This window comes from Pseudonocardia bannensis, assembly GCF_012911875.1.
In the GTDB taxonomy this organism is placed as follows: domain Bacteria; phylum Actinomycetota; class Actinomycetes; order Mycobacteriales; family Pseudonocardiaceae; genus Pseudonocardia; species Pseudonocardia bannensis.
Genome location: NZ_JAAXKZ010000004.1, coordinates 93768 through 109397, shown reverse-complemented (window position 1 = coordinate 109397; position 15630 = coordinate 93768). Strand labels below are relative to the sequence as shown.

16 protein-coding genes are annotated in these 15630 nt (G+C 71.9%); 10 read left to right on the top strand and 6 right to left on the bottom strand.

Features of this window, described 5'->3' with window-relative positions; genetic code table 11:
* Positions 1-204: 204 nt before the first annotated feature.
* The 3 genes from HF519_RS02405 (at position 205) to HF519_RS02395 (ending at position 3005) form a co-directional block, all read left to right on the top strand.
* Positions 205-1344: a glycerate kinase family protein gene (locus HF519_RS02405; RefSeq protein WP_169409948.1), complete on the top strand. Its 1140-nt coding sequence runs from the start codon at positions 205-207 to the stop codon at positions 1342-1344.
* Positions 1345-1541: 197 nt separating this feature from the next.
* A complete protein-coding gene (locus tag HF519_RS02400; RefSeq protein WP_169409947.1) occupies positions 1542-1910 on the top strand; it encodes a HesB/IscA family protein in 369 nt (122 codons plus the stop codon).
* Between the two features lie 159 nt (positions 1911-2069).
* Positions 2070-3005, top strand: coding sequence for a carbohydrate kinase family protein (locus HF519_RS02395; protein ID WP_169409958.1), 936 nt, complete (start codon positions 2070-2072; stop codon positions 3003-3005).
* 290 nt (positions 3006-3295) lie between these two features.
* Here HF519_RS02395 and HF519_RS02390 read toward each other — a convergent pair whose 3' ends face one another.
* The 3 genes from HF519_RS02390 to asnB all read right to left on the bottom strand — a co-directional run bounded on the left by HF519_RS02390 (position 3296) and on the right by asnB (position 6452).
* Entirely contained in the window at positions 3296-3697 is a 402-nt protein-coding gene (locus HF519_RS02390) for a helix-turn-helix domain-containing protein (protein ID WP_169409946.1), read from the bottom strand.
* Between the two features lie 88 nt (positions 3698-3785).
* A complete protein-coding gene (locus tag HF519_RS02385) occupies positions 3786-4223 on the bottom strand; it encodes an Hsp20/alpha crystallin family protein (RefSeq protein WP_211169417.1) in 438 nt (145 codons plus the stop codon).
* A 294-nt stretch (positions 4224-4517) separates the two neighbouring features.
* On the bottom strand, positions 4518-6452 hold the full coding sequence (asnB, locus tag HF519_RS02380) for an asparagine synthase (glutamine-hydrolyzing) (protein WP_169409945.1): 1935 nt from the start codon (positions 6450-6452) through the stop codon (positions 4518-4520).
* Between the two features lie 199 nt (positions 6453-6651).
* Between asnB and ctaC the strand changes: the two genes are divergently transcribed.
* Complete coding sequence (gene ctaC / locus HF519_RS02375) at positions 6652-7611, top strand: aa3-type cytochrome oxidase subunit II (protein WP_169409944.1); 960 nt, start codon at positions 6652-6654, stop codon at positions 7609-7611.
* Between the two features lie 24 nt (positions 7612-7635).
* Entirely contained in the window at positions 7636-8034 is a 399-nt protein-coding gene (locus HF519_RS02370; protein WP_169409943.1) for a cytochrome c oxidase subunit 4, read from the top strand.
* 286 nt (positions 8035-8320) lie between these two features.
* Here HF519_RS02370 and HF519_RS02360 read toward each other — a convergent pair whose 3' ends face one another.
* Positions 8321-9478, bottom strand: coding sequence for an acyl-CoA dehydrogenase family protein (locus HF519_RS02360; RefSeq protein WP_169409942.1), 1158 nt, complete (start codon positions 9476-9478; stop codon positions 8321-8323).
* Between the two features lie 99 nt (positions 9479-9577).
* Positions 9578-10255 carry an O-methyltransferase gene (locus HF519_RS02355; protein ID WP_169409941.1) on the bottom strand — a complete coding sequence of 226 codons (678 nt, stop codon included), beginning with the start codon at positions 10253-10255 and terminating at the stop codon, positions 9578-9580.
* Positions 10256-10366: 111 nt separating this feature from the next.
* Between HF519_RS02355 and HF519_RS02350 the strand changes: the two genes are divergently transcribed.
* From HF519_RS02350 to HF519_RS02335, 4 genes are all read left to right on the top strand, one after another.
* Entirely contained in the window at positions 10367-11170 is an 804-nt protein-coding gene (locus HF519_RS02350; protein WP_169409940.1) for an enoyl-CoA hydratase/isomerase family protein, read from the top strand.
* Positions 11167-12036: an alpha/beta fold hydrolase gene (locus HF519_RS02345; protein WP_169409939.1), complete on the top strand. Its 870-nt coding sequence runs from the start codon at positions 11167-11169 to the stop codon at positions 12034-12036. Before HF519_RS02350 ends, HF519_RS02345 begins: the two co-directional genes overlap by 4 nt.
* Before the next feature lie 109 nt (positions 12037-12145).
* Complete coding sequence (locus HF519_RS02340) at positions 12146-13186, top strand: S1C family serine protease (protein ID WP_169409938.1); 1041 nt, start codon at positions 12146-12148, stop codon at positions 13184-13186.
* 21 nt (positions 13187-13207) lie between these two features.
* Complete coding sequence (locus HF519_RS02335) at positions 13208-13573, top strand: hypothetical protein (RefSeq protein WP_169409937.1); 366 nt, start codon at positions 13208-13210, stop codon at positions 13571-13573.
* Positions 13574-13582: 9 nt separating this feature from the next.
* On the opposite strand, the gene HF519_RS02330 is transcribed toward HF519_RS02335, so the two are convergent.
* Entirely contained in the window at positions 13583-14176 is a 594-nt protein-coding gene (locus HF519_RS02330; RefSeq protein WP_169409936.1) for a hypothetical protein, read from the bottom strand.
* Positions 14177-14267: 91 nt separating this feature from the next.
* Between HF519_RS02330 and HF519_RS02325 the strand changes: the two genes are divergently transcribed.
* The gene (locus HF519_RS02325; RefSeq protein ID WP_169409935.1) at positions 14268-15524 is read left to right on the top strand and encodes a CoA transferase; all 1257 of its coding nucleotides are present in this window, start codon (positions 14268-14270) and stop codon (positions 15522-15524) included.
* Positions 15525-15630: the final 106 nt, after the last annotated feature.

Sequence of the window (15630 nt, the reverse complement as noted above, 5' to 3'; positions counted from 1 at the left end):
GGCGGGGCCACGCCGCTTGGACTCCGCGTCGCGGCGCTTCGGCGTCGGACGGCCCTTGCCCACCGTGCGGGTGCCGTCGGTGGCCGGACCGGAGTCCGGGTTCTGCGCCGTGTCGGACCCGCCGGAGCCCACGGTGGCAGCGGTCTGTTCGGAGCGGCGCAGGAACCTCACGCGTTCCAGCGTACGGGCGATAGCCTCCGATGTGTGCAGGTGGTGGTGGCTCCGGACTCCTTCGGCGGGACGCTCAGCGCGCCCGCGGCGGCCGCCGCGATCGCCGAGGGGTGGCGCCGGGCCGCACCGGGCGACGAGCTGCACCTGCTCCCGCTGGCCGACGGCGGCACCGGTTTCGTCGAGGTGCTGCAGGCGGCGCTGGGCGGGGAGTTTCGCGAACGTACCGTGACCGGTCCCTTCGGCGACCCCGTTCCGGCCGGGTGGCTGCAGGTCGGGGACACCGCCTACCTCGAGTCGGCCGCGGCGTGCGGGCTGCATCTGGTGCCGCGCGAGCGGCGCACCCCGGCCACCGCCCGGCGGGTCACCACTCGCGGGGTCGGTGAGCTGATCACGGCGGCCCGCGACGCCGGGGCGGCGGAGATCGTCGTGGGGCTGGGCGGCTCGGCGACCACCGACGGCGGCGCCGGGATGCTGGCCGCGCTCGGCGCCGAGCCGGTCGACGGATCGGGGGCCCCGCTCCCGGATGGCGGCACCGCGCTGGCTCGCTGCGCCCGGCTGGACGGCCTGCCGAAGCTGGACGGGGTGCACCTGGTCGCCGCCGCCGACGTGGACAACCCGCTGCTCGGACGGCACGGCGCCGCTGCGGTCTTCGGGCCGCAGAAGGGCGCCGACGACGCTGCCGTCGCCGAGCTGGACGCCGCCCTCGCTGTGTTCGCCGACGTCCTGGCCGCGGCGGGACTGCCCGCGGGCGCCGACGTGCGCGACGAACCAGGCGCCGGAGCGGCCGGTGGGCTGGGCGCCGCACTCCTGGCGTGCGGGGCCCGCCGGGAGTCGGGTGCGGGGCTGGTCCGCCGGCTGGTCGGCCTGGACGCCGCGCTGGACCGGGTCGCCGCCGGTTCCGGACTGGCCGTGACGGGCGAGGGCAGCTTCGACTGGCAGTCCCTGCGTGGGAAGTTGATCACTGCGGTGGCCCGGGCGGCGGCCGATCGCGGGATACCGTGCCTGGTGCTGGCCGGCCAGGTGTCGGTCGGGCGCCGCGAGGCGGCCGCGGTCGGAGTGGACGCGGCCTACGCGGTGGCCGACGAGGCCGGCGGCGTCGAGGCGTCGATGGCCGATCCGGCCGGGACCCTCGCCGCGCTGGCCGAGCGGACCGCGGCACGCTGGAGCCGTTAGGGCGGCACGGACGGCCGGTGGTGCGGATCACCCCCGAAGGTGAGGCCGGGGCCTCTGCTGGGGGACCGGTGTCGGCCGGAGGGCCTACTATGGCGACAGCACGTGGGGCTCCCCGAGCGCTGCGATCGACCTGTGCGCCCGGGAATAAATCCACGGCATCTGGGAACAGCACTGCCCCGCCCGTTGTTGGGAGAGTCATGACCGTCGAGAACACCGTCCAGACCGACGCAGCGACCGAGACGCACGGCGTCGAGCTGACCGACGCTGCCGCACTCAAGGCCCGCGCGCTGCTGGACCAGGAGGGCCGCGACGACATGCACCTGCGTATCGCGGTTCAGCCGGGTGGTTGCGCCGGCCTGCGCTACCAGCTCTTCTTCGACGACCGCTCGCTGGACGGCGACCTGTTCCGCGACTTCCACGGTCTCAAGGTCGGGGTCGACCGGATGAGCGCGCCGTACCTGCAGGGCGCGGTCATCGACTTCGTGGACACGATCGAGAAGCAGGGCTTCACGATCGACAACCCGAACGCCGGCGGCTCCTGCGCCTGCGGCGACTCGTTCAACTGATCGGTGTCCCGCCGGTCTCCCGGCGGTCGTAGATCTTCGCTCCGGACCCCCGGTCCGCAAGGCCTGCGCGCCTTCGGACCGGGGGTCCGCTGCATGGCGCGGGTAAGGTGACGCTTCGTGCCTATCGCCGTCACCGGTTCCATCGCCACCGACCACCTGATGCACTTCCCCGGGAAGTTCAACGACCAGCTGGTGGCCGAGCAGCTGCAACGGGTCTCGCTGAGCTTCCTCGTCGACGACCTGGTGCTGCGCCGCGGCGGCGTGGCCGGCAACATCTCCTACGCCCTCGGCGTGCTCGGGCAGGCCCCGGTGCTGGTGGGTGCCGTCGGATCCGACTTCGCCGACTACCGGTCCTGGCTGGAGCGCCACGGCGTCGACTGCTCGGGCGTGCACGTGTGTGAGGACGTGCACACCGCCCGCTTCGTCTGCACCACCGACGACGACATGTGCCAGATCGCGACGTTCTACGCCGGCGCGATGTCCCGGGCCCGCGACATCGAGCTGGGTCCGGTGGCCGAGCGCGTCGGTGGCCTCGACCTGGTGCTGATCGGGGCCAACGATCCCGAGGCGATGCTGCGACACACCGACGAGTGCCGGCAGCGGGGGTACACGTTCGCCGCCGACCCGTCCCAGCAGCTCGCGCGCATGGAGGGTCCGGAGATCCGCCGGCTGGTCGAGGGCGCGAAGTACCTGCTCACGAACGACTACGAGTGGGAGCTGCTGCTCCGCAAGACCGGCTGGACCGCCGAGCAGGTCTCCGAGCTCGTCGACATCCGGATCACCACGCTCGGTGAGAACGGTGTGCACATCGTCGGGCGCGACGGCGTCGAGTTGAAGATCGGTGTCGTGCCGGAGACCGGCAAGGTCGACCCCACCGGCGTCGGCGACGCGTTCCGCGCCGGCTTCCTGGCCGGCGTCGCGGGCGGGCTGAGGCTGGAGCGCGCCGCGCAGCTCGGGTCGCTGATCGCGGTCAACGTGCTCGAGACCGACGGCCCGCAGGAGTGGACGTGGGACCGGGAGCAGGGCCTGGTGCGCCTGCGCGACGCGTACGGTCCCGAGGCTGCCGCCGAGATCGCCACCGTCCTACCCGCCTGACCCCGAAAGTCGCCCCCGAAGCCCCGCGAGTCGGGGTCCCCCCGCGCGCGAGTCGCGGCCTTCCCGTGCGCGAGTCGCGGTCCTTCGACCCGCGAGTCGGGGTATTCCCGTAGGCGAGTCGGGGTCCTCGCGCGCGTGTCGCGCTGTTCCGCGTGTGCGAGCCGCGGTCTCGGTGCGAGCCGGGGCGGTCCGTGGGCGGGCCGGCCCGCCTCGGCGTTCACCCGCGACCTGCCGTACGCCCTGCGGCCACGCGCGGCGTGGTGCGCGACGCCGGCGGGGGCCCCGGTTGCTCAATCGTCCCGGAGCGAGTCCAGCCGGCGGGTGAGGTCGGCGATATGTGTCTCGGCGTCGCGCAGTTCGCTGCGGGCCTGCGCCAGCTCGTCGGTGCGTTCGTCGAGATCGCTCTGCGCCTCGCGCAACTCGCGTCCGGCTCCGGCCAACTCGTCCTCCAGGGTGACGATCCGGTGCGCGGAGGCCAGCGTGTGTCCCTCGTCGAACAGGGCGCGCAGCCGCGCGGCGACGGACAGCTGGCGGCGCGAGTAGCGCCGGTGTCCACCGCCGGTGCGGTGCGGCCGGATCACGTCCCCGGCGTCCAGGCTGCGCAGGAAGGCAGGCTGGACGCCGAGGAGCTCCGCGGCCTGACCCATCGTCACGGCCGGGTAGTCCTCGTCGTCCAGCCTGTTCAGGTTCATCGGTGTCCTGCGATCTGTGATGTTGTCTCGTCTGCTGTCATCTGCCTCCCGATCGTCGACGGATCATGCCGGTCGGATCGCTCGGGGGTCAGGAATGCCCGGTCAAGGCCTGCTGCTCGCCCTCGTGGGAGATCGCGATGCGCCGGGGCTTGGCCCGCTCGGCCACCGGGATCGTGACGGTCAGGACGCCGTCGCGGTAGGTCGCGGCCAACTGATCGGTGTCCAGGCCACGGCCCAACATCAACTGCCGGCTGAAGGTGCCACGCGGTCGCTCGGCGACCAGCCAGTCCCCGGCCTCGTGCGGGGTGCTGCGCTCGGCGCGCACGGTCAAGTTGTTGCCCTCGACGGTGACGTCGATCGAGCCCGGGTCGACGCCCGGCAGATCGAAGGTGGCGATGAAGTGGTCGTCGAGCCGGTAGACGTCCATCGGCATGCCGGTGCGCGCAGGGTGTGCGGCCGAGCCGGCCAGCCGGTCCAGCAGGCGGAACGCGTCGACGTTCGCGAACGGCTCGTAGTTGAGCAGCATCGGGGCTTCTCCTCTCGTAGTGCTGCCAACCTGGCAGTGACCTGACGAGAAAAGTTATAGCGCTGACTTGAGATTGAGTCAAGCCCTGAATCAAGGTCGTGTGACGGTACTGCGTGACTCGCCCAGTCCTACGGAAACACGGCGCGATCGGGCCGGGACGAGGACGTGCTCGGGCCCGGAGCGGGCGTCGAGATCAGGCCACCCCGGACGAGCCGGCGGCGCCGGGCGCGGCGGCGCCCCGGACTCGTCCGAACCGGTGCGGAGGTCCCGCGACTCGCGTGGTGAGGGCGGGCCTCAGAGCCGGACCGGGTAGGCCGGCTCGGGGATCTCGGGACGGATCCGCTGCTCCACGAAGATGCCGTGCCAGAGCAGGAACACCAGCAGGGTCCAGATCCGCCGGCTGTGGTCGACCGGTCCGTCCCGGTGCGCGTCGAGCATCCGTTGCACCGCGAGCAGGTCCACGAGGTGGTCGGCCTGCGAGTCGCAGATGATGTCGCGCGCCCACGCGTACATCTCGTCGCGCAGCCAGTGCCGGATCGGCACCGGGAAGCCCAGCTTGCGGCGGTTCAGGACATGCGCCGGCACGATCCCGTCCAGCGCCCGGCGCAGTGCGTACTTCGTCGTGTTCTCGGTGATCTTCTGCGACAGCGGCAGTCCGGACGCGACGCCGAACACCTCGGGGTCGAGGAACGGCACCCGCAGCTCGAGCGAGTTGGCCATGGTCATCTTGTCGGCCTTGACCAGGATGTCGCCGCGCAGCCAGGTGAACAGGTCGACGTGCTGCATCCGGGCGACCGGGTCCCAGGCCGCCGAGTCGCGGTAGTGCGCTGCGGTGACGTCGGTGTGCGAGCGCCGCGGGTCGTAGCGGCGCAGCACCCCGGCCAGCTGGTCGTCGCGGAAGATCCGCGCGTTGCCGTAGTAGCGCTGCTCCAGCGACAACGCCCCCCGGCGCAGCAGGTCCTTGCCGCGCATCCCTTCCGGCAGCCGGGTCGACGCCCGCCCGAGCAGGCCGCGCAGCGCGCCCGGCACCTTCTCGAACGGAGCCAGCGACAACGGCTCGCGGTAGATCGTGTAGCCGCCGAACAGCTCGTCGGCGCCCTCCCCGGACAGCACGACCTTGACGTGCTGGCGCGCCTCGCGGGCGATGAACCAGAGCGGGACGAGCGCCGGGTCGGCCACCGGGTCGTCGAGGTACCAGACGATGAGCGGCAGCGCCTCCATCATCTCGTCGGGCTTGACGGTGCGGACGACGTGGCGCACCCCGATCGCGGCGGCCGACTCGGCGGCCACGTCGACCTCGGAGTAGCCCTCGCGCTCGAACCCGGTGGTGAACGTGATCAGGTCCGGGTTGTGCTCCTTGGCGAGCGCGGCGATCGCGGTGGAGTCGATACCTCCGGACAGGAACGCGCCGACCGTCACGTCCGCGCGCATGTGCTTGGCGACCGAGTCGCGCAGCACGTCGGCGATCCGCCCGTGCAGTGCGGCCACCGCGTGCGGGTTGGTGGGCGCCCCGGACGGAGGCGCGTCGAACGTCGGGACGAAGTAGCGCTCGTGGTCGATCTCGCCGCCGGGGCGCACCGTGACGTACGTGCCGGACTCGACCCGGCGGATCGCGCGGTGCAGCGTCGCCGGTTCGGGGACGTACTGCAGCAGCAGGTAGTGCTGCAGGGCCGCGGCGTCGAGGTCGCCGGTGGTCCCGTCGCCCAGCCCGAGGGCCGGGGCGATCTCGAGCAGGCTCTTCTTCTCGCTGGCGAACGCGACGCCCGCCGGGCCCGTCGCGAAGAACAGCGGCTTGATGCCGAACGGGTCGCGGGCGCCGAACAGCACCCGTTCCTGGCTGTCCCAGATCAGGAACGTGAACATCCCGCGCAGCCGGCGCACCGCGTCCGGGCCCCAGTGGTGGTAGGCCGCGACGATCGCCTCGGTGTCGCCCTCGGTGGCGAACGTCGCGCCGTGCCGGTCCGCGAGCTCGGCCCGCAGTTCCAGGTAGTTGTAGATCTCGCCGTTGAAGACGATGGTGTAGCGCCCGTCCGCGTAGTGCAGCGGCTGGTGCGAGTTCTCGACGTCGATGATCGACAACCGGTTGAACCCGAACACCACGTCGGCGTCGTTCCAGGTACCGCTCTCGTCCGGTCCGCGGTGCCGCTGGCAGCGCAGTGCGCGCGCCATCGGCTCGATCCGGTCGGCTGCGTCAGCCCCGGCGGTCAGCAGTCCCAGCAGTCCGCACACAGCGAGTCAGTATGCCGAGAGGGTGGGGGGAGCCCGAGCCACACCCGAGAGGCGATCCGGCGATCTGCTCGGCTAGGCTCTACGCCGGGTCGAAGACGTGTGCGCACGAGGTCGGCCCCGGCCCGTCCGGCGCTGTCGCCGTCGCGGCCGTTACGGGCGCACCACCACCACACGTACGAGGTCAGGGAGGCGGCGAGCAGTGGGCCGAGCACAGCGCGGGGGAGACCGCCGCCGCACCGGTTTCGGGCGGTCGGCGAAGCTGGCCGGGTTGTCCGCCCTGGTCATCCCGCTGACCACCGGCTGCTCGGTGGACGAGGTCCTCCGCTTCGGCTGGCCCGTCGGCGTCACGCCGCAGGCCGAGGCCATGCGCGAGCTGTGGACCTGGTCGGCCGTCGCGGCGCTGATCGTGGGTGTCATCACCTGGGGCGCGATGTTCTGGGCGGTGGCCTTCCACCGCAAGCGCAAGGGCGACGACGAGACCCCGCCACGCCAGACCCAGTACAACCTGCCGGTCGAGATCGTCTTCACGGTCGTGCCGACCATCATCGTGGCCGTTCTGTTCGGCTTCACGGTGAACGTGCAGCAGTACGTGGACAAGGGCAGCTCGACCCCCGACGTCCGGGTCGCGGTGACCGGCTTCCAGTGGAACTGGCAGTTCGACTACACCGGCACGCGCACCCCCGAGGGCGGGCCGATCGAGACGCTGGGCACGAGCTCCACCATCCCGATCCTGGTGCTGCCGACCGACCGCAGCATCGAGTTCACGATCGGGTCCAAGGACGTCATCCACAGCTTCTGGGTGCCGGAGTTCCTGTTCAAGCGCGACGTCTTCCCGATGCCGGAGAAGAACGACACCGACAACACCTTCGTGATCGACCGCATCGAGCGTGAGGGTGCGTTCGTCGGCCGGTGCGCCGAGCTGTGCGGTGCCTACCACGCAGCGATGAACTTCGAGGTCCGTGCACTGCAGCCGGCCCTCTACGACAGGTACATCGCGCTCCGCAGCCAGAACAACCCGCAGACGGGCGTCCCGTACACCGCGGGTGAGGCACTGCAGGCGCTGAACTGCGGTGAGTGGTGCGCGCCGGAGGCCATCACCACCTACCCGTTCGCCACCGACCGCACCCAGCGTGCGGCCACCCTGCCGACCAGCGGCTGACCGGGCGTAGAGGAGCATTCACCGATGAAGGTCGAGTCCCGGGTCTTCGAGATCTGCACCGCTTTCTTCTTCGTGGCGGCGATCGTCTACACGGTCCTGACCCAGGAGCCGGTCGGCGTGGCCGCGCTGTTCCTCACCGGCGGCCTGTCGCTGATCGTCGGCACCTACTTCCGGTTCGTCTCACGGCGGTTGGAGGAGCGCCCGGAGGACAACCCGGACGCCGAGGTCTCCGACGGGGCGGGCGAGGTCGGCTTCTTCTCGCCCGGCAGCTACTGGCCGGTGGCCGTCGCGGCGTCCGCGGCGCTGGTCGGTATCGGGCTGGCGTTCTTCTACGTCTGGCTGATCGTCATCGCCGTCGTGATCCTGCTGATCACGGTGGGCGGCCTGGTCTTCGAGTACCACATCCGGCCCGCCAACCACTGAGCTCACCCGAACGCCGGGTCCGCGCCATGTGCGCGGGCCCGGCGTTCTGCTGTCCCGGGGTGGTGTTCAGAGTTCGCGGTGCATGATGTGCAGCCCGACGGCCCCGGCCGTCGGATGCCGGAACGCGCGGGGCACCGTGCCGATCACCTCGAACCCGGGCGACCGCCACAGCCAGACCGCGCGTGTGGACCTCGACCACGGCGTTGAACTGCATCGCCCGGTAGCCGCGGCGGCGGGCCTCGTCGAGCACGTGCTCGGCGAGGCGCCGCCGGGAAAGGGGTGGAGGTCAGCCGCGCGCGGCCTTGCCCAGGGCGTGGCGGGCGATGATGACCTGCTGGATCTGGCTGGTGCCCTCGTAGATGCGGAACAGCCGGGCGTCGCGGTAGAACCGCTCGACGGCGACCCCGCGCATGTAGCCCGCGCCACCGTGCACCTGCACCGCCCGGTCGGCCACCCGGCCCACCATCTCGCTGCAGAAGTACTTGGCCGCCGACGGCCCGGCCACCTTGTCGGTGCCGGCGTCGAACGCCCGCGCGGTCTCCAGCACCAGTGCGCGGCCCGCGTAGTAGTCGGTCACCGAGTCCGCGATCAGGCCCTGCACCAGCTGGAACGTGGCGATCGGCTTACCGCCCGCCTGCCGGGTCTGGGCGAAGGCCACCGACTCCTCGACGAGCCGGTTCGCCATGCCGACGCACAGCGCGGCGATGTGCACCCGGCCGTGGGCCAGGCACTTGGCCGCGGTGAGGAACCCCTTGTCGATCCCGTCCTCGCCGCCGATGACGGCGTCGGCGGGGACGCGGACGTCATCGAGGTAGACGTCCGCGGTCCAGGCGCCGAACTGGCCCATCTTGTGGTCCTTGGGGCCGATGGAGAGCCCGGGGGTGTCGGCCGGGACCAGGAACGTGGAGATGCCGCGGTTGCCCGGGGCGTCGGGGTTGGTGCGGGCGAACACCATGATCACGTCGGCGACCGGGGCGTTGGTGATGTAGCGCTTCGAACCGTTGATCACCCAGTCCGAGCCGTCACGGCGGGCGGTGGTGGTGAGCGTGGACGGGTCGGAGCCGGCGTCGGCCTCGGTCAGCCCGAACGACGCGGTCACCTCGCCGCTGGCCAGCCGCGGGAGCCACGCCTTCTTCTGATCGTCGGTGGCGCCCTCGAGCAGCACGTGCCCGGCGATGCCGTTGTTCGTGCCGAACAGCGACCGCAGCGCCGGGGTGGTGTAGCCGAGCTCGAAGACGAGCTGGACCTCCTCGGCCGTGGTGAGCCCCAGGCCGCCGTACTCCTCGGGGATGGTGAAGCCGTAGAGGCCCATCGCCTTGCACTGCTCGACGAGCGAGGCCGGGATCTCATTCTGCTCGTCGATCTGCTCCTCGAGCGGCACGACCTCGGAGCGGATGAACTCGCGCACCGAGGACAGCACGTCGGCCAGGTCAGCGGGATCCACGTCGTTGTCTCACTCTCGTCGGGCGGTGGGCCGGTGGCGACGGTAGTCGGCGGCCCGCCAGGCCATAACCGTGATGGGGGTCGGGAACCGGCCGCCCGCTCAGGCCTCCAGGACCACGGCGAGGGCGAAGCCGTCGTGGCCCTTGCTGCCCACCGTCTGGATCTCGGTCGCGCTGACCCGGGTCTCGGCGGCGAGCACCTCGTTGAACCGGCGGGTGCCCTGCACCGCGGCGTCGTCGCTGTCCGCCTCGAGCACGCGCCCGCCGCGCACGACGTTGTCGACGATGATGACGCCCCGCGGCCGGGTCAGGCGCAGCGCCCACTTGAAGTAGTCGGCGTTCGACGGCTTGTCGGCGTCGATGAAGACCAGGTCGAAGGGCTCGTCGATGTCGTCGGCCACGCGGGGCAGCGTGTCGAGCGCGCGCCCCTGCCGGATCTCGACGATCTTGTCGAGCCCGGCGCGCGCGATGTTCGACGCGGCGACCTGGGCGTGCACGGGCGAGTACTCGAGAGTGATCAGCCGTCCGTCCGCGGGTAGCGCCCGGGCCAGCCAGATCGTGCTGTAGCCGCCGAGCGTCCCGATCTCCAGGATCTGGCGCGCGTCGATGGACCGGGCGAGCAGGTGCAGCAGCTTGCCCTGCGCGGGAGAGACGTCGATGGCCGGTAGGCCGGCCCGGGCGTTGGCCTCCAGCGCGGCGTCGAGCGCGGGATCAGGTCCGACGAGAAGATCGGTGATGTAGTCGTCGACCGCGCTCCACTGCGCCTGTCCGTCGCTCATGGCCTCCACCTTGTCACCGCGGGACCCGATGGTGACAAGGTGACGGGCGGCACGCACGCGGAGGGCTCGCCGGACAATCCGTTACCGAGGTCAGCGGTTAGGGTGCGACGCATGTCGGATGCTTACGCCAGGTTCTCCGCGCTGCGCTTCGAACGCCCGGAGGACGGGATCCTTCGGATCGTTCTCGACGGGCCCAACCTCAACGCGGTCGGTCCGGCCGAGCACGAGCAACTGGCGGACGTCTGGCCGGTGATCGATCGTGACGAGACCGTGCGTGTCGTGGTCGTCCAGGGCGCCGGCAAGGCGTTCTCCGCCGGCGGCTCGTTCGACCTGGTCACCGAGATGGCGAACGACCCGGTGGTGCGTACCCGGGCGCTGCGCGAGGCCCGCGACCTCGTCTACAACGTGATCAACTGCTCGAAGCCGATCGTGTCGGCGATCCACGGCCCCGCCGTCGGCGCCGGGCTCGCCGTCGCGCTGCTCGCCGACATCTCCATCGCCGGCCGCAAGGCCAAGATCGTCGACGGGCACACCCGGCTCGGCGTCGCCGCGGGCGACCACGCGGTGATCAACTGGCCGTTGCTGTGCGGGATGGCGAAGGCCAAGTACTACCTGCTCACCTGTGACGCGCTCTCCGGGGAGGAGGCCGAGCGGATCGGTCTCGTCTCGCTGTGCGTCGACGACGAGGAGGTGCACGACAAGGCCATGGAGGTCGCCCGCAAGCTCGTCGCCGGCGCACCGAGCGCGATCAGCTGGACGAAGTACGCGCTGAACAACTGGTACCGCGCCGCCGGCCCGTCCTTCGACGCGTCGCTCGCGCTGGAGTTCTACGGCTTCGGGCTGCCCGACGTGCAGGAGGGCATCGCCGCGCACCGGGAGAAGCGGGCCCCGAAGTTCACCGGGCCGACGGCGTGACGGAGGCGCCCGTCGCCGGTGAGAAGGTCGCGTTCGACGGCGCCGGGGTCCGGCTCGTCGGCGATCGTTGGCCGGCCGTGGGTGGCGCGTCGCAGGGCACCGTTCTGCTGCTGCACGGCGGTGGCCAGACCAGACACTCCTGGTTCCGCACCGCGGCGACACTCGCCTCCCGGGGCTGGAACTCGATCGCCCTCGACTCCCGTGGCCACGGCGACAGCGACTGGGCCCCCGACGGCGACTACTCGATCGGTGCGCTGGTCGCCGACCTCGCCGCGGTCGTGGCCGCGCTCGGGGAACGTCCGGTGCTGGTCGGCGCCTCGATGGGCGGGATGACCTCGCTCGTGGGGCAGGGCGAGCGGGGCGATCTGGCCCGGGCCCTGGTGCTCGTCGACATCGTGCCGAAGATCGAAGCGGCCGGCGTCGCCCGGATCACGGCGTTCATGCGGGCGCATCCCGACGGGTTCGGCTCCATCGAGGAGGTCGCGGAGGCGGTCCGCGCCTACAACCCGCACCGTACCCGGCCGTCCAGCCCGGAGGGCCTGCGCAAGAACGTGCGGCTGCGCGAGGACGGCCGGTGGTACTGGCACTGGGACCCGGCGTTCCTGCGGATCAGTGATGAGCCCACGCGGGAGGCGTCCTACGAGCGGGCCCGGGCGGCCGCTGCCCGGGTCCGGGTGCCGACCGTGGTCGTCCGCGGTGAGCAGTCCGACATCGTCAGCGACGACGGGGTGGCCGAACTGCTGGGGCTGATCCCCGGCTCCCGGTACGTCGACGTGTCCGCGACCGGGCACATGGTCGCCGGTGACGACAACGACGTGTTCACACGAAGGGTGCTGGAGTTCCTGACCGAGGTCACGGACGGCTGAGCCGCACGCCCCGGTGGGGCGAACGCCTCGGCCCAGGTCCGACCCGGCAGGACCAGGCCCGCCGCTGGCGGTGGGTGGCACGGTCGCCTCCGACCCGGGGAGGTGGGCGATGCGTCACTGGGGTGTGGTCGGACACGCGGTCCTCGCGATGGCGTTGGTGACCGGGCTGGCCACCGCATGCACCAGCAGCCCACCCGATCAGATATCTGCCGATCAGAGCGTCGGCGGGTCGCTCGAGCGGCAGTACACCGACGTCGTCAACAAGGTGCTGCCCTCCATCGTGGAGATCCAGAGCCCGGCGGGCACCGGGTCCGGTGTGGTCTTCGACTCCGACGGGCACATCGTGACCAACGCGCACGTGGTCGGCCGGGAGTCCCGGTTCAGCGTCCGGCTCTCCACGGGAACCCAGCAACTGCCGGCCACCCTGGTGTCCAGCTACCCGCCCGACGATCTCGCTGTCATCAAGATCGAGGGGGGCTCGAATCTGCGCCCCGCCCGGTTCGGGCGCTCCGCCGACCTGCAGGTCGGCGACATCGTGATGGCCATGGGCGCCCCGCTCGGCCTGGAGGCGAGTGTCACCGACGGCATCGTCTCGGCGGTGGGCCGCACGGTGCCCGAGCCGCCGAGCGAGGACTCGCCCGGCACCGTTCTGCGCCAGGCCATCCAGACCAGCGCTCCCATCAATCCGGGTAACAGCGGCGGCGCGCTCGTCTCCCTGGACAGCCAGGTGATCGGTATCCCGACGCTGGCGGCGACGTTGCCGCAGCTCGGCGGCACCGCACCGGGCATCGGGTTCGCGCTGCCCAGTGACCTCGTCACGGACCTGGCCACCCAGATCGTCGCCAACGGCCGGGTCGTGAACTCACACCGCGCCTCGCTCGGGGCGAGCGTGCAGACGGTCACCGATCCCGACGGCAAGCCGATCGGAGTGGGCATCGTCGCCGTCCAGGCGGGTGGTCCCGCGGCCACCGCCGGCCTGCAGCCCGGCGATGTCATCACCGCGATCGACGGCAACGCGGTCACCGACGTCATCACGTTGCAGGCCGTACTGGCCCAGCACGAACCGGGCGACACGGTGCAGGTCACGGTCCTGCGCACCGGCGGGGCGGTGACCGTCCCGGTCGTCCTCGGCGAACAGCCCGCGGCCTGACGGGAAGGAACGCCCCATCTCATGATCAGAGAGATCGCGCTGGACACGGTGGAGTTCCTGTGTCCGTGGGCCCATCCGAGATGGGTGGGTGAGTACCACGTCGTCCACTACGAGGACGCGGAGGGCGGCGAGTACGAGTTCTTCTCGGTCCAGGGGGTGCCGGTGCCCTCGCCCTACACCCTCGACGGTGCCCCGGCCTGCCCCCACTGCGGGGTGCTCGTGCCCGGCCGGCTGATCGCCCGACGCTATCTCGAGATGCCGAGCGAGGACCGCCGGCCGGACCGGAACCGCACGGGCGACGGCCGCGGCGGGCGTTCCACACCCGTCCCGGTCGACCGGCTCGGGACCTCGGAGCCGCCGCCGTACTGGCCGGGCCCGCCGAACTGAGGCGCCGGCTCAGATCCTGTCCAGCGCCACCTTCGCGATGGCGACCGCCGCGTCGCGCGTCCGGGCCTCGTCGCCGACGCCCTGCAGGGTGATGTCGATGGTGGAGCCGCCCCCGCTCACCAGCACTCCGCCGACGCCCTCGGGCAGGTCCGCGTCGCTGTAGAAGAACAGGGCGCGCTCGCCGAGGCCCGGGACCTCGGTGCCCGGGACTCCTACCGAGTTCCGCGAGGCCTCGGCCTTCGCGTCGAACCGGCTCGCGGGTTCGACGCCCACGCTCAGCCCGACGCCCCCGGAGGCCGTCGTGTCGAACGCACACACGCTGCGCCGTTCGTTGCCGGACGGGGACGGCTCGGCCAGGGCGAGCCCGCTCGCGGAGTTGATCTCGCCCGGGGGGACCAGGGAGCAGGCCTGCGGCAACCCACCGCCGGTGCCCACCGACCCCGCCGACCCGGTCGGTGCGGCCGGGTCCTGCGTCGCCGTCGCAGGACCCGGGGTGGCGGCGGTGTCCCCGCTCGCACAGGCCGTGGCCACGACCAGCAGAGCGGGTGCCAGTGCGAGACCGGCGAGCACACGGACCGAACGACGGACGGATCGGGCTGGCACGCGGGGACAGTAGCGTCGTATCCGAACGACGCCCGCGCCGGGGCCGTCCGTCCGGCCGAACCGCACCGGAGAGAGCCGAGGAGTGCATCGTATGAGCGCCGCGCAGAACCCCGATCCGCAGAGCCGGCCGCTGCCGCTGACCGGCATGCGTGTGGTCGAGGTGTCCTCCTTCGTCGCCGCACCCCTGGGCGGGATGACGCTTGCCCAGCTGGGGGCGGAGGTGATCCGGGTGGACCCGCTGGGCGGGGCGCCGGACCACCATCGCTGGCCGCTCGCGCCGTCCGGGACGTCGCTGTACTGGGCCGGGCTGAACAAGGGCAAGAAATCGGTGTCGGTCGACTTCCGGTCCGCGGAGGGCCAGGCACTGGTCACGCGGCTGGTCGCGGAGTCCGGCGCCGACGGCGGCATCGTGCTGACCAACGCGGTCGGTCGGGGCTGGCTGAGCTACGACGCGCTCGCCGAGCACCGCCCGGATCTCATCCACGTGCAGATCGAGGGCCACCACGACGGCACGCCTGCGGTCGACTACACCGTCAACGCCGCGGTCGGCTTCCCGATGGTCACCGGACCCGAGGGGCACGCCGACCCGGTCAACCACGTGCTCCCCGCGTGGGACATCGCCTGCGGGCTCTACTCCGCGCTCGGCATCCTCGGCGCCGACCGGCAGCGCCGGGTGACCGGTCGCGGGCAGCGGATGAGCGTGGCGCTCTACGACGTGGCGCTGGCCGCCGCCGGCAATCTCGGGTTCCTCGCCGAGGCCCAGGTAAATCGGGTGGTGCGCAAGCGCCTGGGCAACTACCTCTACGGCGGGTTCGCCCGCGACTTCAGCACCCGCGACGGCGGGCGGGTCATGGTCGTCGCCCTCACCCGGCGGCACTGGGCCGACCTGCTCGCCGCCACCGGCCTCGTCGAGGTGGTCGGCGCGCTGGAGCAGAGCCTGGGCGTCGACTTCTCGTCGGAGGACGATCGGTTCGAGTACCGCGAGGTGCTGGCCGGGCTGCTGTCGCGGTGGTTCTCGCACACCGATCTCGCCGAGGTGAAGACGAGCCTGGCCGGCACGTCGCTGCTGTGGTCGACCTACAACACCTTCAGCGATCTGGTCTCCGACGGCGGCGACGGGCGGGTCGTGATCGAGAAGAACCCGATGATGAGCGTGATCGACCAACCCGGGGTGGGCCGGCATCTCGCCCCGGGTCTCCCGGTGGCCCTCGCCGGCGCCCCGCGGGTGCCGGTCCGTGCGCCCGTGCTCGGTGAGCACACCGACGACGTGCTCACCGGTCTGGGGCTCTCCGCCGACGAGCTCGCCGGCCTGCACGAGCGGGGCGTCATCCGCGGCGCCGGCGCCTGACCGGCCCGGTGCACGCCGGGGTCCGCGGCCGGGCACCGGCCGGTGTCCACGGTCCCGGCGCGGCGGCGGACCGGCGGCCGAGTTGTGCACAGGTGTCGGGAGAGGA

Bases quoted from the DNA above. Each gene is read 5' to 3' on its own strand.
- HF519_RS02335 (WP_169409937.1), top strand. From the start codon at position 13,208: ATGATCAGAGAGATCGCGCTGGACACGGTGGAGTTCCTGTGTCCGTGG.
- HF519_RS02400 (WP_169409947.1), top strand. From the start codon at position 1,542: ATGACCGTCGAGAACACCGTCCAGACCGACGCAGCGACCGAGACGCAC.
- HF519_RS02350 (WP_169409940.1), top strand. From the start codon at position 10,367: ATGTCGGATGCTTACGCCAGGTTCTCCGCGCTGCGCTTCGAACGCCCG.
- HF519_RS02325 (WP_169409935.1), top strand. From the start codon at position 14,268: ATGAGCGCCGCGCAGAACCCCGATCCGCAGAGCCGGCCGCTGCCGCTG.
- HF519_RS02340 (WP_169409938.1), top strand. From the start codon at position 12,146: ATGCGTCACTGGGGTGTGGTCGGACACGCGGTCCTCGCGATGGCGTTG.
- HF519_RS02395 (WP_169409958.1), top strand. From the start codon at position 2,070: ATGCACTTCCCCGGGAAGTTCAACGACCAGCTGGTGGCCGAGCAGCTG.
- HF519_RS02390 (WP_169409946.1), bottom strand. From the start codon at position 3,697: ATGAACCTGAACAGGCTGGACGACGAGGACTACCCGGCCGTGACGATG.
- HF519_RS02370 (WP_169409943.1), top strand. From the start codon at position 7,636: ATGAAGGTCGAGTCCCGGGTCTTCGAGATCTGCACCGCTTTCTTCTTC.
- HF519_RS02355 (WP_169409941.1), bottom strand. From the start codon at position 10,255: ATGAGCGACGGACAGGCGCAGTGGAGCGCGGTCGACGACTACATCACC.
- HF519_RS02385 (WP_211169417.1), bottom strand. From the start codon at position 4,223: ATGCTGCTCAACTACGAGCCGTTCGCGAACGTCGACGCGTTCCGCCTG.